Here is a 20458-nt window from a genome sequence, read left to right as displayed (position 1 = left end):
AAAGGGGTTTGCATGTCTATCAGCGTTATTAAACAATACAGCGTGTTTTTAATTAACGAACCCGGCGCACTGAAGAACTTCGCCGAGCTTTTTGTGCGGGAAAATGTAAACATTATTGCCATTTCCCAAGACGTCCGTTACGATGCGGCCGTCGTGCGCATTGCCGTAAAATACGATGAAGAAATCAGCCACGCGCTTACCAAAGCCGGTTTTACCAGCGTAAAGACGGACGCTATCTGCTTGGACGTGCAAGACCGCCCCGGCCTGGCCAGAGACATTGGCGCGGTACTTTTTAGACAAGGCATAAACATTACCACCATTTACGGTTCCGCCATGGAAGACGGCATGAGCCGCTGGGTAATTGTGGTAAATGACATAACCAAAGCGCTTAACGCCTTGGAAAGCAGCGGAGAATTTAACTAATACCCAATCTTCAAACAATAAAAACGCTTGCGCCACCTCTGCGGAAGCGTTTTTTTATTCCCGCCCCCAAATTGCAAAACCGGCTAACCGTTTGGTATACCGCAAGAGAAGCCATAAAAAATACCGCCGGAAATATCCGGCGGTATTTTATTTTAAAATTTAACGCATTAACCGTTTTTGGTCTTTCATTTCCTGCTTCCAAGCTTTTTGGGCCAGCTTATATTTGCGCTCCGCCGCACCGGAAAGCAAATCCTCCACCCGCTGGGCTTTTAAATCGTCCCACTGGGCTTCGCTTTCAGCCAATTTGCTTTCCCAATGGGCCAGGTTAGCTTTTTGCTGGGCGATACGGGTCTTCATGCTGGAAAGGCCCAAATCCATGCTTTCGGATACAATTTGATATAGTTCTTCTTTAATAGCCGGTTTCTCTTCCGCGGAGGCTTTGCGGTAACGCTTTACCAATTTATTAATTTGCTTGCGGCGCTGTTTAAAAGCTTTTTTGGCTTCTTTTTCACTCTCAAAAACGGGCAACACTTTTTCTGTCTGCGCTTCTTGCTTTTGTTGCGCTTTAGACTGGGAGGACGCCTCCTTCGTTTTTAATTCGTCTTGCGCCACACACACAATACCCCAGAACAACGGAAAAACCATTAACAAATATTTTTTCATTTTTTCACCTCAACTTCCCACCGTTTTAGAAAATAAATGAATCACCGCCACCCCGGCAATAATCAACCCCATGCCCAGCATGGCGGGCGCGTCCGGCTTTTCGTGAAAAACAATAAAGGCCAAAAGAGCGGTAAGTATAATGCCTACCCCGGCCCAAATGGCGTACGCCACCCCTAAAGCCATGCCTTTCAACGTCATACCCAACAAATAGAACGAAGCCGCATAGCCGCATACCGTCAACACGGCGGGCCACAGGCGGGTAAAACCCTGGGTAGCCTTTAAGGCGTTGGTGCCGATAATCTCACACACAATGGCACCCATTAAAAAGGCATAATATTTCAGCATGCGGTTAATCTTCAACAGCCGGGTCTTTTATTCCGGCTTCGGCAAAGCCTTTGGCGCGCAATTTGCAGGAGTCGCAATGCCCGCACGGTTTTTGCCCGCCGGCGTAACAACTCCACGTTAACTCAAACGGAACTTTCAGTTTGGCGCCTAAACGCACAATATCCGTTTTAGACAAGCGCATCAACGGGGCCAATACTTCCACCCCTTCACTGACTCCCATTTTAGTACCGCGGTTAATGGCATCCCCCGCCGCTTTAAAAAAAGCGGGGGTGCAGTCAGGATATCCGGAAAAATCCACCGCGTTCGGCCCTGCCACTATGGCGTTGGCTCCCACTGAATCCATCAAAGAAGCCGCAATGGACAAAAACATCAAATTGCGCCCCGGCACATACGTAGAAGGAATTTTTCCCCCTTCTATTTGTTCCAGCGTTAAATCCGGCAATGCTTGGTTTTTATCCACCAAAGAACTGCTTTTAAGCCAGGGGAAATGAAGTTCTATTTTATGTAATTTTACCCCTAATTTCTTGGCGATAAACTCAGCGGAAACCACTTCGCGGTCATGACGCTGGCCATAGGTAATGGTAAGGGCTTCGCATTCATACCCCTGGTTAAGCGCCCAATACAAACAGGTGGTGGAATCCAACCCGCCGGAAAAAAGCACAATGGCTTTCTTCTTTCCGCCGGAAGAGGCTTCTTGAACGGCAGGCATTTTTTCTTCCGTTTCCGCAGCGGGCTCCCCGCTTTGTAAAACAGCATCCACCGGGTCCATTACGGGTTTTATGGTAACGGGCCTTTCCCCTTTTTTATTGAAGGTTTTTAACAAATCTTCTTTTAATTCTTCTTCCTCTTTGCGTACCGTATTTAAAAAACCGCGCAAAAGCCCCGATAACTTATGGGACGTGCTGTTTTTAGACTGCGCCTGATCGGGTTGCTTCGGCTGTACGACGGGCCCCATAGAGGCCTCTTCCAGGGAGGGCATACTCACTTGCGGCTCTAGGGAATCTTCCTGCGGATCTTCTCCCGTTAAATGGCGGGGAGCCTGCTGCCCATACGGGAAACATACCGCGAAATCCTGCCCTTCCACAAACTGAAAAGTAGGAATAAGCGGCAGAAAATTTACTTGAAAAGCGATTTTGGCGTCTTCTTTAGCGGTTTTAGGCCCTTGTTTTAAAAACTCCATATACCGCAATGTGTTTTTTATATCAGAAACCGTATTTTCCGCGTTGCCAAAACCCTGAATAAAATCTTTCAAAGCGCTAACGCACATAAAATCTTCCACGTCTTCCGGATCACCGAACAAACCGCTGGGCACTAAAAGCACGTCACGGCTTAAACTTTTTAAATGCGTAGCCAATGTATAAAAGTTACAAAAGCCGCCCATAAAAATACCGCAAGCTTGTTGGGCCGCAAATACGGCTTTGGTGCCGGCCGTAGTTACAACCAAGGCGGGAATTTTAGGGTCTGCTTTGGCGGCCAAAGCGGGGGAATTGTCTTTATGTTCAAACCCGGCAGGAAATTCCAGCTCAGAATATACCTCAAACTGCGGATGTTCTTCCCTAAATTTCATGGCGGTTTGCGTATCTTCAAAAATCAGCACATCGCGTTTGCCCGCCTGCAACAACTGGCAAACGGTGGTGGCGCTGCGCAGCACGTCCACCACCACGATGTAATCTTTCCACAGTTTGCATTCGTCTTTGGTTTTAGCTATTAGTACGTTCATTTAAAATCCCCAACACTTCAAAATCTTCAATGGCTTTTTTGTCTTCCTCAGACAAATCATCCACATATTTAATTGCGTAAATAATTAACGTTACCTTTGGTACGGCGGCGCCGTCTTCAGCGCTGTTATACTGGCCCAACAGCATGGCGTCCGCCCCTTTGGAGGCTACAAATTTACGTCCTCTTTCCACCCCGCGGCGAAGAGACTCCCGGTCCGGGTCTACATTTTTAATGCGAAGCAAACCCAAATTCCCATACGGGCGGGTAATACTATCCCGGCCGGTTACCAATTCCACCTTGCCCGATTTGTTAGGCGGAAAATCCGGCCCGATGGCAATCCAGTCCATATTTACCTGGTCCAGCGTGGCACAGCCCGCTAATGCGAACAACATCACAAATAATGAAAGTAGTTTTTTCATACGCCTCCCCTGTATCTATTTACTTGCGCGCAGCCAGCTGCCCGCAAGCGGCTAAAACATCGTTCCCCATACTCTTGCGTATGGTAACGCCAATTCCCATCGCTTTAACGGCGGCGGCAAAATCTTTTACTATTTTATCATCCGTTTTGGCGCCGCGCCCTAAATTGCACGCTATTAAATTTACGTGTATTAAATAATTGTCTTTAATGCCAAAAATCCATTTGGCCAGTTTGCGGATATGCTCCGGGCGGCTGTTTACATTTTCCAGTACGGAATATTCCAAAAATACCTGCCGGCCCGTCATGGCGATATATTCTTCCACCGCTTTTTGAAGCTCGTCCAAATTAAAACGGCGGTTGACGGGCATCATCTTGCTGCGTTCTCCGTCGTCCGCATTATGCAAAGACACAGCCAAATTGGCTTGCGGCAAGTCCACCGCCAGTTTATGCAGTTTATCGGCTATACCCGCGGTGGAAACGGAAATATGCCGCGCGCCGATATTTAAATAATCCGGGTTGGATAAATCCCGCGCGGCTTTGACAACGTTTAAATAGTTTAACAGCGGTTCGCCCATACCCATAAACACCACGCTGGATATCCGCTCGGCCAGTTTTTCTTTACGTACGTATTGGTACCACATTAAAACCTGGTCCGTAATTTCTTCTTGGGTCAAATCCCGCTTAAAACCCATTTTGCCCGTACTGCAAAAAGAACACCGCAGCGGGCACCCCACCTGGCTGGATACGCACACACTCCACGTATCCTGCGGCTTTAAAAGCACCGTTTCTATTTGAAGCCCGTCCCGCAAAGTAAGCAGCGCCTTAGCGGCTTTGTCTTTTTGGGAGAAAACCATTTTGCTGACTGTAAAACTTAAAAGGGGATATTTTTGCTTTAGTTCTTCCCGCACGGGCGCCGGCAGCGAGGTGGCCTCATCCCAGGAAGAAATGCCTTTTTTAAAAACGGCCTCCTGCACTTGCGCTATGCGGAAGTTAGGCAGCCCCAGCTGTTTAATGTGTTCTTTTACGGCTTCAAAATTCATATGTTTACACCTGTATATAGATTATATTTATTTTACCATTTTATATAGGTAAAAAACCGGTTTTAAACGGAGTTTTAATAGGGTTCTTCAGCAAGGGTGAAAAAACGGCATTATTTTAGTATAATACCAGCACGATGACCCAAGAAATTAAATTCAGCACGGCCGGTTTCCGGACCGTTACCGCGGACGGCATGACCGCCCAGTCCGTACAACGTTTGGCTTACGGGATTTCCGAACACATTTTGGAACATCCCTTCTATGGTTTTGAAGGTACCGGTTACCAAAAACACTGCCAGGAACGGGGTAAAAAACCTAAAAAACCATTGGTTTTGGTAGGGCATGACACGCGTTTCCTTTCCCGCCAGTTCGCGGCGGTGGCTGCCAACGCGTTGGTGCAAAGCGGCATTACCGTAAAAATGGCCGAGCTGCCCCTCCCCACCCCGGTGGCGGAATGGGCGGTGCTCAATGAGTGCGCCGTGGGGGCCATTGTTATCACCGGAAGCGAAAGCGAATATTATGTAAACGGCATTAAATGGATTTCTTACTACGGCGGCATCGCCAACAATGAAATTGTAAGCGATATTGAACGCCGCATACCGGCGCCGTCTTCCCAAATTTTAAAAGCTTCATCCACAGAGTTTGACTATTTAAACGCGGCCGTCATCGTTACCAAAGATATGCGCAAAGACTATATTGCCCATATTGAAAAACTGCTGGATATAAAAGCGTTAAAAAAGTCCAAACTTAAAATAGCGGTGGACCCGCTTTACGGGACGGCAAAAAATTACTTCCGCGATTTGCTGGAAAAATACGGAGTTACCGTGGAAGGCATTCACGAAGAAACGGACGTGGTCTTCGGCGGGAAAGTGCCCAACGCGGGGCCGGTCAGCTTGCAGGAATTAAAAAAGTTGGTTCTTTCCAAAAAAATGCATTTGGGCATTGCCTGCAACCCGGACTGCGATAAATTTGGCATTATAGACAGCGACGGGAACTGGGTTTCCCCTAATGAAATTATCCCCATGTTGTTGGAACACATCGTACGCAACAAAAACATTAAAGGGCGCGTATGCCGCAGCGTTATTACGTCTAACCTGTTAGACCAAGTGGCCAAAGCGCACGGTTTAATGCTGCGCGAAACCCCGGTAGGCTTTAAATATATTACGGAACTGATGACCACCGGACAGTATTTAATGGGAATGGAAGAATCCGGCGGGATTGCCATTGCAAACCACATCCCGGATAAAGACGGCTTGCTTGCCTGCTTTTTGATTGTGGATATGCTGGCGGTGGAAGGCAAAAGCTTAAAACAGCTGCGCGCCTCTTTCTACAAAAAATACAAACCGTTGTATGACCAAAAAGTCAGTATGCCCAAAACGGAAACGGAAATCAACCGCATTATGGAACGGTTGGATATTAAGCCGCCGCTTTCCATTAACAAAACTTCCGTTTGGCGCATTGATTCTACCGACGGATTCAAATTCATTTTAAAAGGCGGCAGCTGGCTGGCTATACGCCCCTCCAGCACGGAACGCCTAATCCGTATGTATGCCGAAGCGCCGGAAGAAAAAACACCCGCCGCGCTGATTAAAGAAGGCAAAAAAATTATAGACAGTATTATTTAGCCCCGCTTTTTACGCGGGAGGGAGGAAGTATGCCCCACATTAAAAAAATAAACGCAAGAGAAGTACTGGATTCCCGCGGGTTTCCCACCGTGGCGGCGGACGTGTTGCTGGACGACGGCACCGTAGGAACCGCCAGCGTGCCAAGCGGGGCTTCCACCGGTTCCCATGAAGCGCTGGAACTTAGAGACGGCGGCCCCCGTTACAACGGAAAAGGCGTTTTGAAAGCGGTGGAAAATGTAGAGCGTATTTCCCAACAACTGGCGGGGATGGACCCGTATGACATCCGCTTGATTGACGACAGCCTGCTCGCCCTGGACGGGACAGAAAACAAAAGCAACCTGGGCGCAAACGCCATGTTGGCCGTTTCCATGGCGGTGCTGCGCGCCGGGTGCCACCACGCACGCCTGCCTTTATACAAGCACCTGCGCAACGTGTATGATTTGCGGTTGGATACTTATTTGCTCCCCGCCCCTATGCTAAACATCATTAACGGCGGCAAGCATGCGGATTCCGGCTTAGACGTGCAGGAATTTATGATTCTTCCTCTTTCCTTCCCCACTTTTGCGCAAGCCCTGCGCGCCGCCAGTGAAACATATCATGCCTTAAAGGCTCTTCTTAAAGAACAAGGCATGGTAATCGCCGTGGGGGACGAAGGCGGCTTTGCCCCCAAAATCGCCCAGCATGAAGACGTATTTAAAGTCATTCTTGCCGCCGCCCAAAAAGCGGGATACCCCAACATGGCCTTGGCGATAGACTGCGCCGCCAGCGAATTTTATAAAAACAATCAATACCAATTTGAACACGCCGCTTACTCCGCCCGGCAAATGACGGATATTTACGCTTCCTGGTGCAAACAGTATCCGCTTCTTTCCATAGAAGACCCTTTGCAGGAGGACGACTGGGCCGGCTGGCAATACATTACCCAAAAACTGGGCAAGAAAATCAATTTGGTGGGGGATGATTTATTTGTTACCAACCCCCTGCGCCTGCAAAAAGGCATAGAAGCAAAAACCGCCAATTCTATTTTAATTAAGTTAAACCAAATAGGCACCGTGTCGGAAACGGTAGACGTAATACAAAAAGCGCACGCCGCCGGGTATACCGCCATCGTTTCCCACCGTTCCGGCGAAACGGAAGACAGTTTTATTGCGGACTTGTCCGTAGCCGTTAACGCGGGCGCCATAAAAACCGGCGCGCCCGCACGGGCGGAACGCACGGCCAAATACAACCGCCTGTTGCAAATTGAACTGGAACTGGGCGAACAAGCCGTATACGCAAAAAACGCCGTATTTAAAAAATGATTTCCAACGAACTGCGCCGTTTTATACACAAAAACAAAAAACCGCTGCTGGGAGTGGTGATACTCCTGGCAGTGGTTCTTGCTTTTTTGGGCGGAAGCATTTTAAGTTTAATTCACAATAAAATGGAATTAAAAAAATTAACCCGCCAAACTATCCAGCTGGAAGAAGAATACCAGCAACTAACCAAACGCTTAAAACTGCTTAAACAGGAAGATCCCCACTACTTGGAACACTTGGCCCGCACGCGTTACCATATGACCAAGCCGGGGGAAATTGAATTTCGCTTTGAACAGCCTTAACCGCTTAAAGGAGTAATTATGAATATTGATATTTTAAACCTGGGCCCTATGGATAACTGCACCTATTTAATTACCGAGGCAGACCAAGCCCTTTTAATTGACCCCGCCTGGGACATGAATTTTATCAGCCATACGTTAAAAACCAAAAATCTAAAATTGCTGGCCGTTTTATTTACACACGGGCATTTTGATCATGTCAAATTTTCACAGGAATTATTAAAAGAGTACGGCTTAAAAGCCTATATTGAAGAGCAAGACGCCAATTTAAGCGGCATAGACCCGCAATACTTGCATACTTACTGCGGCGAGCAAAATCTGCAAATCGGCCCGTTTGCCGTACACATTATCCCCACCCCCGGGCACACAGCCGGCGGGGTTTGCATACAAATACAAAACGCGGTTTTTACGGGGGACACGCTTTTCCCGGGAGCGTGCGGACGGGTGGATTTGCCCTCCTCTAACCCGCGCGATATGCGCAAAAGCCTGCTCACCTTATCCAAACTGCCGGACGACACGCAAATTTTTTCCGGGCACAGTTATGGGGGCAAGTCCAGTTCGTTCATCCAGTATGAACGCCAACATAACCCCTTTATGCGCAACGCCATTAAAGACGAGGATTTTATTTAATGCACCCGGTACTTTTTAAAATAGGCTCTTTTGAAATGGCCAGCTACGGCCTGATGACCGCCCTCGGATACGCGGCGGCGGCTTGGTATTTGGTAAGAAAGCTAAAAGAAATCCAGCTGGACAAAGACACTTTTTGGAATTTGATTTTCATCGCGTTTGTAGGCGCCTTGGCCGGCAGCAAACTGCTTTATATTATTGTATCCTGGCCGCTGTTAGGAGATACCCTGGCGCAAAAGCTAACCAATATTGTGCAAAATTTCCGCTATGGCTTTGTGTTTTTTGGCGGAATGATTGCTTCCGTGGGGGCGTTAGTTTGGTATATAAGAAAAAAGAAATTACCGCTGCTGTCTACGGCGGATTTTCTAATTGTGGGCCTGCCTTTGGGACACGCGCTGGGACGCATAGGCTGTTTTTTGGCAGGCTGTTGCTACGGCCGGCCTACCAGCTCCCCTTTGGGGGTGGTCTTTACCAACCCGGATACGCTCGTTCCGCCCGAACTGCGCGGCATTCCTTTGCATCCCACACAATTATATGAATCAGCCGGCAACATACTCTTGTTTATTTGGCTGCATTACGCCTATAAAAAGAAACACAAACCCGGCAGCATTTTGCTGCAATACGTTACCGGTTACGCGGCTATGCGCTTTATCATAGAGTTTTTCCGCGGGGATTACCGCGGGGCGTATATTTTAGGAATGTCCCCCTCCCAAGCGCTGGCGGTTTGCACGGTGTGCGCCGCGGCGGCTGTATATTGGTTTTTTATGAAGGAGCCGAAACATGGCTGAAAAAAAGAAAATCGTGTTCGACGGGTACTCCCGCCGGTTAGACATTTTTGTGTGTGACGAGTTGGAAAAATTTCCCCGCTCCCTTATCCAACGTTTGATAAAAGACGGCAAAGTAACCGTAAACGGCAAAGCGGTAAAACCGTCCTGGCCGCTGACGCCGGGAGAAACGGTGGAAATAGAAATGCCCTCCAACCAAAAGACCGCCGCCTTTTTAAAAGATTTACTTATTTATGACGATGAAGATTTTTTTGTCATCGTTAAACCGGCCGGCATGCTGGTACATCCGCAAAGCCCCATTTGGGAAACTAACCCGGAGGCGGCTTTCTCGTTTGAAGAGACGTTGGTATCCGTTATTTTGGCTAACCCGCCCAAAGGGTTTGACATGTCCACCCCCCGCGCCGGCTTGGTGCACCGCTTGGACCGGGAAACCAGCGGGGTAATGCTGGTAGCTAAAAACGCTATTTTTCAAAACTGCATGACCGAGCTTTTTGCCCAGCGGGAAGTGCGCAAGACCTATCATTCCATCGCCTGCGGGGAAATACCCGATGATGAAGGCGTGATAGACGTACCCATCGGCCGCGTAGCCGGCGGAAAAATAAAAGCGTCCGACTTGGGGCGCGAAGCCGTTACCGAATATAAAGTATTGGAACGCAAAAACGGCTTTACCCGTGTGCAATTACACCCCGTTACCGGGCGGACCAACCAGCTGCGCGTGCACTTAAGCTGGCTGGGTTACCCCGTACTGGGGGACTGGCTGTATAAAGGGGCCACCGCGCCGCGGCTGATGCTGCACTCCCGCCAGGTGGAATTTAAACACCCCTACACCGGCAAAAAGCTAAAATTTGAGGCACCCGTCCCACCGGACTTTACCGCCGCCTGGGAAAACGTTACCCAAACTAAAAAATAAGTATCTCCCCGGTAAAACCCCGGGGTTTTACCTGACAAAGAATAAATATACTTTGCAAATAACAACCTATAAAAAATAAAACCCGGGCTGTCCGTCCGGGTTTTTACTTGCGCCAAATAGCAATTACAGGCTTTTTTGATACAGCCGGTAGCGTTTGCTTTGCCAGCAGCCGCATTCCAAAATACCGCGTATAATGCCTTGGTTGTCTTCCAGCACCCAAGACAGTTCCGCCTCGTTCCATATGGCGACGCCATGGTCTATAATATGCTTAATTAAAATTAAATCAATGCCGCGGTGGCGGTGCTGCGGAGAAACGCCCAACATAATCAGCCGCGCGTCCTTAATCCGCCGCCACGCCCACAGCGCTTTTAACACGCGCCACGGGTTGCATAAAGAACCTTTCAGCTCTTTTAAAGCATGGTTCATATTGGGAATGGCAATATAAAAGCCGGCCGGCTCCCCGTTTACTTCCAGCACGCAGGTTCCTTCCGGGCGGACCACCATTTTCAGTTCCTGCACCATGTCGGCCATTTCCTGCGCGGTAAGCGGGACAAACCCCCAATTATCCGCCCATGCTTTATTGTAAATATCCCGGATGATTTGCGCTTCTTTTTCAATGTTTTTTAAATCAATGCGCCGAAGCGTAATACCCGGCTGGCGCGCGCAGCGGGCGCATACTTTTAAAAACCGCTCGGAAAATTTTTCTTCTTTGGTGCGGTGAAAGGCCAACACGTCTTTTACTTTGCTAAAACCTTCCGCCATAATCAAATCCGCGTAATAGGGGTAATTGTACGGCATCATGATAGCGGGCATTTTGTCAAAACTGTCCACCAACAAGCCGTATACGTGGTTGCTGGAAGGGTTTGCCGGCCCGCGCATGGCGTTCACCCCACGGGAGCGGAGCCAATTTTCCGCCGCTTCAAACAAGACGTGGGAAACATCGTCATCTTCCACACAGTCAAAAAAACCAAAAAAGCCGATGTGTTCGTTATGGTACTCGTTATGGGCGCGGTTGATAAGCGCCATAATGCGTCCGGACAATTTACCGTCTTTATACGCCAAAAACATTTTATTTTCGCCATGCTTCCAAAAAGCGTTATCCGGCGAAAGCAGTTTGCGGGTATCGGCTTTCAGCTCCCCCACCCAATACGGGCTTTTTTTATAAAGCTGAAACGGAAAATCAATAAATTCGGTTACGTTCTCTTGAGTTACTTCTTTGATTTCAACCATATGGGCAAGCCCCCTGTTAAAAGTACAAAACCCCGCCTAAGCGGGGTTTTGCGTGTCTGATAAATTTATTTAATTATGCCCACCGCGCGGCCCGCCTGGGCAAACGCGTTGATGATTTTTTCAACATGTTCATCCGTATGCGTAGCCATCAGCGTAAGGCGCATAAGCGCGTGGCCGGGGGGCACCGCCGGGCTGACCACCGGGTTAGAGAAAATACCCAGCTCGTGCAAGGCGCGCCACATCTTAAAGCAGTTTTCATTGCTGCCCACATGCACCGGAATGACCGGGGTGGTGCTGTGCCCTAAATCAAAACCCAGGGCGCGCAAACCGGCTTTCAACTTATCCGTCATGCGGAATAAATTATCCCGGCGGGAAGTGTCGTTCTCAATCAATTCCAGCGCTTTGGTAATAGACGCAACCGAGGCCGGCGGCAACGCCGCTGAAAAAATCTGGCTGCGCGCGTTATGGCGAATAAAGTGAATGACGTCTTCATCCCCCACCACAAAACCGCCCACCGTGGCAAACGTTTTAGAGCAGGTGCCCACCACCAGGTCCACCTCGCCGTTTTCCAAACCAAAATATTCACAGGTGCCGCGTCCCGTTTTGCCGATAATGCCCGTAGCGTGGGCATCGTCCACAATAATGCGGGCCCCGTATTTCTTGCCGATTTTGACAATATCGGGCAGCGGGCAAATGTCCCCTTCCATACTAAATACGCCGTCCACAATAATTAATTTACCGGCTTCTTGCGGCAGTTTGGATAAAACTCTTTCCAAATCCGCCATATCATTGTGTTTAAAGCGAACCATTTCCCCTTCGGAAAGTTTTACCCCGTCTAAAATGCTGGCGTGGTCCAACTTATCCACAATGGCGTAATCGCCTTTTTTAAGCAGGCAGGAAACTACCCCTAAATTCATCTGGTACCCTGTAGAAAAAATAAGCCCCGCCTGTTTGCGTTTAAAACGCGCGATGCGCTGTTCCAGCTCATCGGCCGCTTTGGTATTTCCGTTCAAAAAGCGGGAGCCCGCGCAGCCGGTGCCGTATTTTAAAGCGGCTTCGGAGGCGGCTTTTTTCATTTCCGGGTCATTGGCCAAACCCAAGTAGTTGTTGGAACCGGCCATAATATACGTCTTTCCGCCGATAACCACTTCCGGCCCCTGCGCGGATTCAAGCGGCTGAAAATAGCCGTAAATGCCCATGCGCATGGCCAGTTTGGCGTCTTTATAATTCCTGCATTTCTCAAAAATATCAGACATTTTCTATCCCTTCAGCAAAAAACCACACGCGCGCGCACGACAGCGCAGCGCGGGCGGCCTTACTTACTTACCTTTTTAATAATATTGGTGGTGGAACGGCCTTTTAAAAGGGCAAAACGAACCACTTTCTTTGCAAACTCCCGCCCGACGATTTCAGAAGGTTTGTAGTCCCCTCCTTTTACCAGCACGTCCGGCTGCAGGAGTTTAATCAAATTGTACGGGGTGTCTTCCTCAAATATACACACGGCAGAAACGCTTTCCAGCGCGGCCAAAACCAAGGCGCGGTCCCCCTGCGGGTTTACCGGGCGGGTGGGCCCTTTTAAGCGGCGTACGGAATCATCGCTGTTTATTCCCACCACCAGCACGTCCCCTTTAGAGCGGGAAAATTCCAACACGCTTACGTGCCCCGCATGCAAAATATCAAAACATCCGTTAGTAAATACAACTTTTCGGCCTGCCGCGCGCTGGGCCTGCACAAATTTCTTTAAGGCACGGCGGCCCATGATTTTATTTTTTGCTTTCACTGGCTTTTTTATCCTCAGCCATCATGCGTTCAATCAGGCCGGTATCCATATTCCCGGCAATAAAATCCGGGTTATTTACGATTTTCTGATGAAAAGGAATGGTGGTATCCACCCCGCCTATTTGAAATTCACCCAAGCAGCGGCGGCAGCGGGCCAGCAGTTTGGTTCTGTCCGGCGCCGTTACAATCAGTTTGGCAATCAGGCTGTCATAATAGCTGGGAATGGTGTACCCCGTATATACATGGCTGTCCACCCGCACGCCCAAACCGCCGGCGGGAATCCATTCCGTGATGGTGCCGGGGCAGGGAGTGAAGTTGCGTTCGCTGTTTTCGGCATTGATGCGGTGTTCAATGGCGTGGCATTTTACCGCGCCAGCCTCTTTTTGCGTAACGTGCAGCGGCTCCCCTTGGGCAATTTGTATTTGCATTTTTACCAAATCATATCCGCAAACGGATTCCGTTACCGGGTGTTCCACCTGAAGACGGGTGTTCACTTCCATGAAATAAAATTCTTTATTTTGCGCCATTAAAAATTCCACCGTGCCCACTCCGCGGTAGTTGGCGGCTTTGGCCAGGCGGCAGGCGGCCTCCTGCAATTTGGCGCGGGTGGCTTCGTCCACAAACGGGGAAGGAGATTCCTCCACCAATTTTTGGTGGCGGCGCTGCATGCTGCAGTCGCGCTCGGCAAAAGCAACCACGTTGCCGTAATTGTCGGCCGCCATTTGCACTTCAATATGACGCGGGTTTAAAACCAATTTTTCAAAATACATGCGGTCGTCGCCAAAGTTGGCTTTGGCTTCGCCCTGGGCGGTTTTCATCATGCGGTCCAGGTCTTCTTCGCGCAGGCATTCGCGCATGCCTTTCCCGCCGCCGCCAAGCGCCGCTTTAATCATAATGGGAAAACCGATTTTGCGCGCCACTTCGTGGTAATTCTTCCCCACCACGCCGTCAGACCCCGGGGTGATGGGCACGCCGCCTTTTAAGGCAATCTCGCGCGCGGTGGATTTAACACCCAACATTTCAATGGCTTGCGCCGTAGGCCCGATAAATATGATGCCGGCTTCGGTTACCGCGCGGGCAAAATCCGCATTTTCAGAAAGGAAGCCATAACCGGGGTGTACCGCGTCCGCCCCTGTTACTTTGGCGGCGGTTACCACGGCATCTATATCCAAATAGCTAAGCGGAGAAGGCGCCGCCCCGATGCAGACGGCTTCGTCCGCCATGCGTACATGCAGGGAGTTGCGGTCCGCCTCGGAATAAATGGCGACAGACTTGATATTCATTTCCCGCAGGGTGCGAATAACCCTAAGGGCAATTTCACCGCGGTTGGCAATTAATATTTTTTTAAAAGGGGTTATGGTTACTTGGGTAGACATGAACAAAGCTCCTAAGGTTCAATAAAGAACAACGGCTGGTTAAATTCCACCGGCTTGCCCTCTTCGGCGGCGATAATGCGCAGCTTGCCCGATACAGGAGCGGTAACGGCGTGCTGTTTGGAAACGCTTTCCACTATACCTAAACAATCCCCTTCTTTTACAGCGTCCCCTTCTTTCAAAACCAGATTTTTACCCTTGGCGGCCGTTTTATAAATGCCAATGGCCGGAGCGCATACGGCGGACAAAGAACAGGTAAACTGAGCCGGTTCCGGCAGCGCTTCGCGCGTTTTTACTTCGATAGAGTCTCCGTCTTTTTCATAACAAAATTCAGCCAAATCAGTAGTTTTAAGCCAATCGGTTACTTCTTTAATTAACTTTGTATCCATGGTTTCCTCTGGTTAATAAGTTAAAAAATCTTATTTTTTATTTTACCATTTTTTATCCGTTAAGCGCACGGAGCCTAATCCTTTTATATATAAGCACAGGCGTGATAAAAAATGCTAAGGTGCTTGGTATATGAAGAAAATCAGGCAAATCTTGTATTTATTTTTTTGGCTGGTTGTATGCCAGCTTCCCGGTTTAGCGGGCGCGGGTTGCGTAAAAAATCATTTAGATTGGTACCATGCGCTTAGCCGCCCGCCGTTCACCCCTCCGGACGCTGTCTTCGGATTGGCCTGGGGCATATTATATATATTGCTGGGAATATGCGCTTGGCTGGTATTTAAACCCGGCGGGCAAAAACGGACAAAAGCCCTTCTCTTATTTATTATACAACTGGCGTTAAACAGTTTATGGACCCCCCTGTTTTTTGGCAAACAAATGCTTTGGCCTGCGTTAGTATTGCTTGTTTTGTTACTGGCCGAAGCCGGCTGGCTTTTTAAAGTCATCCGCGCCAAACATTGCTTAAGCGCTTGGCTGTTGACTCCTTATATAGCTTGGCTGCTGTTTGCCTGTTATTTGAATATAGGATTTGCCGTGTTGAATTAAACGCACAAAGGCCCGCTGCCGCGGGCCTTTATATTTATTGCAGTATCAAAACGCTAACGGCGGCGGTATTTGTTTACCAAATCCACCCCTAATTTCATGGCACGGTAAAAAGTGCTGTCTAACAAAGTAGAAACATTTTCCACCAAGTCAAAAGCGGAGCGGGTCTTTTCCACATTTTCCGCCGTGATGACAGTCAAATACTCCACAGACTCCGCCGTGCGGTACAGCTGCAGCATAGTCCGCACAATAAAAATAACCATAATCACAAAAGCAATTACAGCCACCAAAACACACCATTGATAAAAATCCATAAGGCCCCCTTTTATTTTTTTAAATTAAACCAGTTTCACACCAAAGCGTCAAGTAGAAACAAGAAAAAAGACCTATTTTTTTGTCTAGGCCTTAGGGTGTTTTTTTCTTTTTTAGAAGAGAAAACCCCAAAACCACATTTTTCGTCTTTTTTACCTCTCCTTTTTTATCTACCGATTGGTAAAGCAATTTTAACTATATTTTAAGCAAAAAAAAGCAAATTTCCACCCCTTCTTGCCGCCATGTTTGACAAAATGTTTTTTATAAATAATAATGTTTCTTAGCCCGGTTTTAAAACATCTTTCAAAACAGGGCTTCGTTGTTAAAATCATACACAACACCCTTTTAAAAACGCCTCCGGCCCGACGGAAATAAACCGGAGAGGGTGACGCATAAAGTTTTATTGCGCAGCGGTAAAATTATTTAGGATTGGACAAAATTATGGAAAACGCAGAAGTCATCACCAGTATTGTAAAAAGAGACGGAACCACCCAACAATTTGACCCTAAAAAAATTACCAAGGCTATCGCCAAAGCGGCGGAAGCCACGGGCGAATTTGACCTGGAAACCGCTAAAAAGCTGACTATCCGCGCCATTAACATTATTCAACAGCTCTACGCAGACACTATCCCCAACGTGGAAAACGTACAGGATATCGTGGAAGACGTACTGCTTACGTCCAATTACCACAAAACCGCCAAAGCCTATATTTTATACCGTGACCAGCATGCCCGCATGCGTGAAATATCTTCCAAGTTTAATGTAGACTTGGTAGACCAATACCTGCAAAAAATTGACTGGCAAGTAAATGAAAACAGCAATATGGGGTATTCCCTGCAGGGGCTGAACAATTATATCTCCTCTGAAATCAGCAAGGTGTATTGGCTTAATAAAATTTATCCTGAAAATGTACGCCGTATGCATTCCGAAGGGGACTTTCACCTGCACGACTTAGGCCTGTTGGGCGCTTACTGCGTAGGCTGGGATTTGCAAGACTTGTTGCTCAGCGGTTTTAAAGGGGTGGTGGGCAAAGCCGAAAGCAAACCCGCCAAGCACCTGCGCACCGCGTTGGGACAGGTGGTAAACTTCTTTTATACGCTGCAAGGGGAAAGCGCAGGCGCGCAGGCTTTCAGCAATTTTGACACGCTGTTGGCTCCTTTTATTTATTACGACAAATTGACTTATGAAGAAGTAAAACAAGCCCTGCAGGAATTTTTATTTAACGTAAACGTACCCACCCGTGTGGGTTTCCAAACGCCGTTTACCAATCTGACCTTGGACTTGACTGTTCCTTCTTATTACAAAGACCAGCCGGTTATCATCGGCGGGAAACTGCAGGATAAAACGTACGGGGAATTCCAGGAAGAAATGGATATGCTTAACCGCGCTTTCTGCGAGGTGATGTTGGCGGGTGACGCCAAAGGGCGCGTATTTACCTTCCCTATCCCCACCTATAATATCACCAAAGATTTTGACTGGAACAACCCCAAGCTCACCCCTCTGTGGGAGATGACGGCTAAGTATGGTATCCCGTATTTTGCCAACTTTATCAATTCCGACATGAACCCGGAAGATGCCCGCTCCATGTGCTGCCGCTTGCGTATTGACAACCGCGAGCTTAGAAAACGCGGCGGCGGGTTATTCGGCTCCGCCCCGTTGACGGGTTCCATCGGCGTGGTAACCATCAACTTGCCGCGGCTGGGGTATCTGTCCAAAAATGAAGACGAATTCTTTAAAAACTTAAAAGACCGCATGGAAGTGGCCAAAACCAGCTTGGAAATCAAACGCAAAATCATTGAGCGCTTTACCTCGGGCAATTTGTACCCGTATATGAGCTTTTACCTGCGCACAATTAAACAGCGTTTTAACGAATACTGGAAGAACCACTTTTCCACCATTGGGCTTGTGGGTTTAAACGAAGCTTCCCTTAATTTAATAGGAGAAGACATCGGCACCGAAAAAGGCCGCGCGTTTGCCGAAAAAACGCTTACTTTCATGCGTGAAACCTTGGTTAAATTCCAAGAAGAAACGGGCAATAACTATAACCTGGAAGCCACCCCGGCGGAAGGAACCTCTTACCGCTTGGCTAAACTGGACAAAGAACGTTATCCCGGCATCATCTGCGCCAACGAAGCGCTTTACAAACAAGGCCATCAGCCTTTTTACACCAACTCTTCCCAACTGCCCGTAAACTATACGGACGACGTGTTTGAAATGCTGGACTTGCAAAGCACCATCCAGTCCAAATACACCGGCGGCACCGTACAGCACATCTTTACGGGTGAGAGAATAAAAGATTTGGAAGCGATGAAGAAATTCATCAAAACCGTGTGCGAAAGATACACGCTGCCTTATTTTTCCATCACGCCTACGTTCAGCGTATGCCCCAAGTGCGGCTACATTGAGGGTGAACATTTTGAATGCCCCAAATGCAAAGCGGAACGCATGCAAGAATTGGAACACCAAATCAAACTGCTGGAAGAACAGCTTTACAGTAAATAGTATTACCTTTTTTAGGCAAAAAATAACCTAAAAAAGCAGTTGTAACCGCGCGTATAAAACGCTATGCTTTATAGTATAAGGGTTGGCGCGCGGCCAACAAAAAGTAGACGTACTAGGAGAAAAGAAAATGACCGCTCAAGAAAGACAAGTAGTTGAAAATAAAATTTCCGAACTCAAAAAAGAGTTAAACGAAGTACACGGCTCCAAGTGTGAAGTTTACTCTCGTGTGGTGGGGTATTTGCGCCCGGTACAAAACTGGAACAAAGGCAAGAAAGAAGAATTCTCCCTGCGCAAAAACATGCATGTGGAATGCGGCTGCGGGGAATAAATTAAGGTTATTTTCTAAAGGCACGGGTTTCCATGAAGTTAGGCGGGCTGATTAAATTTACATTGATAGACTTTCCGGGCCGGCCGGCCGCCGTGGTATTTACGCAGGGGTGCAATTTCCGCTGCCGTTATTGCCACAACCCGGAATTGGTTTATCCGCATTTATTTCTGGAACCCATGCCCGAAGAAGAATTATTCTCTTTCCTCAAGCGCCGGCAAGGCACGTTGGAAGGCGTTGTAATCACCGGCGGAGAACCTACCTTACACGAAGACATTCTGGATTTTACCTCTAAAATAAAAGAAATGGGCTTTGCCGTTAAATGGGACACCAACGGCACCCGGCCCGACGTATTGCGTGAAGCATACAACCGCCATTTATTAGATTATGTAGCCATGGATTTAAAAGCTCCGCTGGAAAAATACTCCGTTATTACCGGGGTGGATTTTAACCCGGCCGTGCTAAAAGAATCCATGAAAATAATTCAAGAATCAGGCATTGCCTATCAATTCCGCACCACGTATGACAAAGAAGCGCTAACCGATGACGATATTGCCTCCATACGCGCATTAACGGATGAAAACCATTACCGTGTGCAGGAATGCCTGCCCGTAGCAAAAGAAAAATCCGCCCTGAAAGTAATGCATAAAGAGTTATAAGGCTTTGTAAATAAATTGGATGTTTTTAAAACAACTTCCGCTTTACAGCGGGTTTTTTATTGAAAATAAAAGCCGCCCTTTTACGGGCGGCTTTTATCAAAAGAGACACTAGCTATTTAAGATCTTTTTCTATGGCTTGGGCCCAAGCGTCCATCTCATACTGCAAAGAGCCGTATACGTTGATGCTCTCCATTGCGATAAAGCGGGATATCACCAAATCCGCCCCGCCAAAACCGGTTTTAATGGGTTTGTTAATTTCACGGCTGAGCAAAGCGGCTAAAGCCGGGTTATTTTTGCGAAGCACGTTGTGCGTATCCATCACGGCCGCCAAAGACTGCAAGATAAAAGAAGCGTCATATTCTTTGGCATTGTTAATATATTCACGGCTGGCAGCCAAGTGGTTTAATACCCGGCGCACGGCGGGGCTTTTTAAAGCGGTGGCCTGGTCTTCTTCCAGCTGGGCCCCCCACGCGTTAAACTCATCCTGTAAAGAGCCATACAGCACAATGCTCTCGCGGTTAATTAATTGGGTAACGGTCAACTTTTCCCCCCAACCCGCTTTAAAAGGAGCGTTCACTTCGGCCGATACCGCTACCGCCGCAGCCGGAGAAATTTCCCGCAATTCTTGGTAAGCTTCCATTACTTTCACCAAAGACTGGAAAGCCCAGCTGAAATTGGGTTCTTTCATGCGGGCAATCTCGTTTTTGGCTAAAACGGAAGAAGTGATAACCGCTTGTTTTAGTTGGGTGAGATCCGGCTTTTGGTTAGCTACCGCCTTTGCAATAGCAGAAGCTACGGAATCGGCCCCTTTCGGAGCAGGCGCCGCATTAGGAACAGCAAAAACAACGGTTGCCACTAACATACTAAAAACGGACATCAGTAAGCCTTTTTTCATATATTCTCCTTTTAATTAACAGCTTTCTTACTATTAGGATAAAATTTAGCCGCGTTTGAAACAAGAGACTTTAGACCTATTTCCCGCCTAGGCCCCATCTAGGACCCATATGAAACTCCCCGGGCTTACGCCCGGGGTTTCTTTCTATACGAACAATTTCATTGTTCGCCCCAAATCTTCTTTTCCCTGCATATCTATATATTTTCGTATTTGTTCTTCGTTTATCCCTACCGTGGATACAAAGTAT

Annotated in this window: 23 protein-coding genes; 11 read left to right on the top strand and 12 right to left on the bottom strand. The window is 48.1% G+C overall.

Features of this window, described 5'->3' with window-relative positions; all coding sequences use genetic code 11:
* The first annotated feature begins 12 nt into the window (after positions 1–12).
* On the top strand, positions 13–423 hold the full coding sequence (locus ACQY33_RS00260) for an ACT domain-containing protein (protein ID WP_428073093.1): 411 nt from the start codon (positions 13–15) through the stop codon (positions 421–423).
* A gap of 159 nt (positions 424–582) precedes the next feature.
* On the opposite strand, the gene ACQY33_RS00255 is transcribed toward ACQY33_RS00260, so the two are convergent.
* From ACQY33_RS00255 to rlmN, 5 genes are read right to left on the bottom strand one after another with little or no spacing between them, the layout of a single operon-like run.
* The gene (locus ACQY33_RS00255) at positions 583–1086 is read right to left on the bottom strand and encodes a hypothetical protein (protein ID WP_428073091.1); all 504 of its coding nucleotides are present in this window, start codon (positions 1084–1086) and stop codon (positions 583–585) included.
* A 9-nt stretch (positions 1087–1095) separates the two neighbouring features.
* A complete protein-coding gene (locus ACQY33_RS00250) occupies positions 1096–1428 on the bottom strand; it encodes a DMT family transporter (RefSeq protein ID WP_428073135.1) in 333 nt (110 codons plus the stop codon).
* A gap of 7 nt (positions 1429–1435) precedes the next feature.
* Positions 1436–3151 carry a 7-cyano-7-deazaguanine synthase QueC gene (queC, locus tag ACQY33_RS00245; RefSeq protein ID WP_428073089.1) on the bottom strand — a complete coding sequence of 572 codons (1716 nt, stop codon included), beginning with the start codon at positions 3149–3151 and terminating at the stop codon, positions 1436–1438.
* Positions 3132–3569, bottom strand: coding sequence for a hypothetical protein (locus ACQY33_RS00240; protein ID WP_428073087.1), 438 nt, complete (start codon positions 3567–3569; stop codon positions 3132–3134). Before ACQY33_RS00240 ends, queC begins: the two co-directional genes overlap by 20 nt.
* A gap of 19 nt (positions 3570–3588) precedes the next feature.
* Positions 3589–4608, bottom strand: coding sequence for a 23S rRNA (adenine(2503)-C(2))-methyltransferase RlmN (gene rlmN, locus ACQY33_RS00235; protein ID WP_428073085.1), 1020 nt, complete (start codon positions 4606–4608; stop codon positions 3589–3591).
* Positions 4609–4742: 134 nt separating this feature from the next.
* On the opposite strand from rlmN, the gene ACQY33_RS00230 reads away from it, so the two are divergent.
* Genes ACQY33_RS00230 through ACQY33_RS00205 form a run of 6 tightly spaced genes read left to right on the top strand, consistent with a single transcriptional unit; the run spans position 4743 to position 10149 of the window.
* The gene (locus ACQY33_RS00230; RefSeq protein ID WP_428073084.1) at positions 4743–6230 is read left to right on the top strand and encodes a hypothetical protein; all 1488 of its coding nucleotides are present in this window, start codon (positions 4743–4745) and stop codon (positions 6228–6230) included.
* Positions 6231–6259: 29 nt separating this feature from the next.
* Positions 6260–7531 (top strand): phosphopyruvate hydratase, encoded by a 1272-nt coding sequence (eno, locus tag ACQY33_RS00225; protein WP_428073082.1) that lies wholly within the window; start codon positions 6260–6262, stop codon positions 7529–7531.
* Positions 7528–7830, top strand: coding sequence for an FtsB family cell division protein (locus ACQY33_RS00220; RefSeq protein ID WP_428073080.1), 303 nt, complete (start codon positions 7528–7530; stop codon positions 7828–7830). Before eno ends, ACQY33_RS00220 begins: the two co-directional genes overlap by 4 nt.
* An 18-nt stretch (positions 7831–7848) precedes the next feature.
* Positions 7849–8457 carry an MBL fold metallo-hydrolase gene (locus ACQY33_RS00215; protein WP_428073078.1) on the top strand — a complete coding sequence of 203 codons (609 nt, stop codon included), beginning with the start codon at positions 7849–7851 and terminating at the stop codon, positions 8455–8457.
* Positions 8457–9242, top strand: a complete 786-nt coding sequence (lgt, locus tag ACQY33_RS00210) for a prolipoprotein diacylglyceryl transferase (protein ID WP_428073076.1) — start codon at positions 8457–8459, stop codon at positions 9240–9242. The genes ACQY33_RS00215 and lgt overlap by 1 nt, the downstream gene beginning before the upstream one ends.
* Positions 9235–10149: an RluA family pseudouridine synthase gene (locus ACQY33_RS00205; RefSeq protein WP_428073075.1), complete on the top strand. Its 915-nt coding sequence runs from the start codon at positions 9235–9237 to the stop codon at positions 10147–10149. Before lgt ends, ACQY33_RS00205 begins: the two co-directional genes overlap by 8 nt.
* A gap of 123 nt (positions 10150–10272) precedes the next feature.
* On the opposite strand, the gene ACQY33_RS00200 is transcribed toward ACQY33_RS00205, so the two are convergent.
* The 5 genes from ACQY33_RS00200 to ACQY33_RS00180 form a co-directional block, all read right to left on the bottom strand.
* Positions 10273–11379, bottom strand: a complete 1107-nt coding sequence (locus tag ACQY33_RS00200) for a GNAT family N-acetyltransferase (protein ID WP_428073073.1) — start codon at positions 11377–11379, stop codon at positions 10273–10275.
* Positions 11380–11444: 65 nt separating this feature from the next.
* Entirely contained in the window at positions 11445–12635 is a 1191-nt protein-coding gene (locus ACQY33_RS00195) for an aminotransferase class I/II-fold pyridoxal phosphate-dependent enzyme (RefSeq protein WP_428073071.1), read from the bottom strand.
* Between the two features lie 59 nt (positions 12636–12694).
* A complete protein-coding gene (gene rfaE2, locus ACQY33_RS00190; protein ID WP_428073069.1) occupies positions 12695–13159 on the bottom strand; it encodes a D-glycero-beta-D-manno-heptose 1-phosphate adenylyltransferase in 465 nt (154 codons plus the stop codon).
* Positions 13143–14534: an acetyl-CoA carboxylase biotin carboxylase subunit gene (accC, locus tag ACQY33_RS00185; RefSeq protein ID WP_428073067.1), complete on the bottom strand. Its 1392-nt coding sequence runs from the start codon at positions 14532–14534 to the stop codon at positions 13143–13145. The genes rfaE2 and accC overlap by 17 nt, the downstream gene beginning before the upstream one ends.
* A gap of 11 nt (positions 14535–14545) precedes the next feature.
* Entirely contained in the window at positions 14546–14920 is a 375-nt protein-coding gene (locus ACQY33_RS00180) for an acetyl-CoA carboxylase biotin carboxyl carrier protein (RefSeq protein ID WP_428073065.1), read from the bottom strand.
* A gap of 130 nt (positions 14921–15050) precedes the next feature.
* Between ACQY33_RS00180 and ACQY33_RS00175 the strand changes: the two genes are divergently transcribed.
* Complete coding sequence (locus ACQY33_RS00175; protein WP_428073063.1) at positions 15051–15521, top strand: TspO/MBR family protein; 471 nt, start codon at positions 15051–15053, stop codon at positions 15519–15521.
* A gap of 53 nt (positions 15522–15574) precedes the next feature.
* Here ACQY33_RS00175 and ACQY33_RS00170 read toward each other — a convergent pair whose 3' ends face one another.
* Positions 15575–15832, bottom strand: coding sequence for a hypothetical protein (locus ACQY33_RS00170; protein ID WP_428073061.1), 258 nt, complete (start codon positions 15830–15832; stop codon positions 15575–15577).
* Between the two features lie 439 nt (positions 15833–16271).
* On the opposite strand from ACQY33_RS00170, the gene ACQY33_RS00165 reads away from it, so the two are divergent.
* The 3 genes from ACQY33_RS00165 to ACQY33_RS00155 all read left to right on the top strand — a co-directional run bounded on the left by ACQY33_RS00165 (position 16272) and on the right by ACQY33_RS00155 (position 19316).
* Entirely contained in the window at positions 16272–18332 is a 2061-nt protein-coding gene (locus ACQY33_RS00165) for a ribonucleoside triphosphate reductase (protein WP_428073059.1), read from the top strand.
* 127 nt (positions 18333–18459) lie between these two features.
* A complete protein-coding gene (gene nrdD / locus ACQY33_RS00160; protein WP_428073057.1) occupies positions 18460–18660 on the top strand; it encodes an anaerobic ribonucleoside-triphosphate reductase in 201 nt (66 codons plus the stop codon).
* Positions 18661–18692: 32 nt separating this feature from the next.
* Positions 18693–19316 carry an anaerobic ribonucleoside-triphosphate reductase activating protein gene (locus tag ACQY33_RS00155; RefSeq protein WP_428073055.1) on the top strand — a complete coding sequence of 208 codons (624 nt, stop codon included), beginning with the start codon at positions 18693–18695 and terminating at the stop codon, positions 19314–19316.
* 112 nt (positions 19317–19428) lie between these two features.
* Here the strand turns inward: ACQY33_RS00155 and ACQY33_RS00150 are convergent, their stop codons facing one another.
* Positions 19429–20211, bottom strand: coding sequence for a hypothetical protein (locus tag ACQY33_RS00150; protein ID WP_428073053.1), 783 nt, complete (start codon positions 20209–20211; stop codon positions 19429–19431).
* Positions 20212–20458: the final 247 nt, after the last annotated feature.

This window comes from Candidatus Avelusimicrobium aviculae, assembly GCF_949292495.1.
Classification (GTDB): domain Bacteria; phylum Elusimicrobiota; class Elusimicrobia; order Elusimicrobiales; family Elusimicrobiaceae; genus Avelusimicrobium; species Avelusimicrobium aviculae.
Note: the sequence above shows the minus strand (reverse complement) of the source record. Positions and strands in the feature narration are given on the sequence as shown.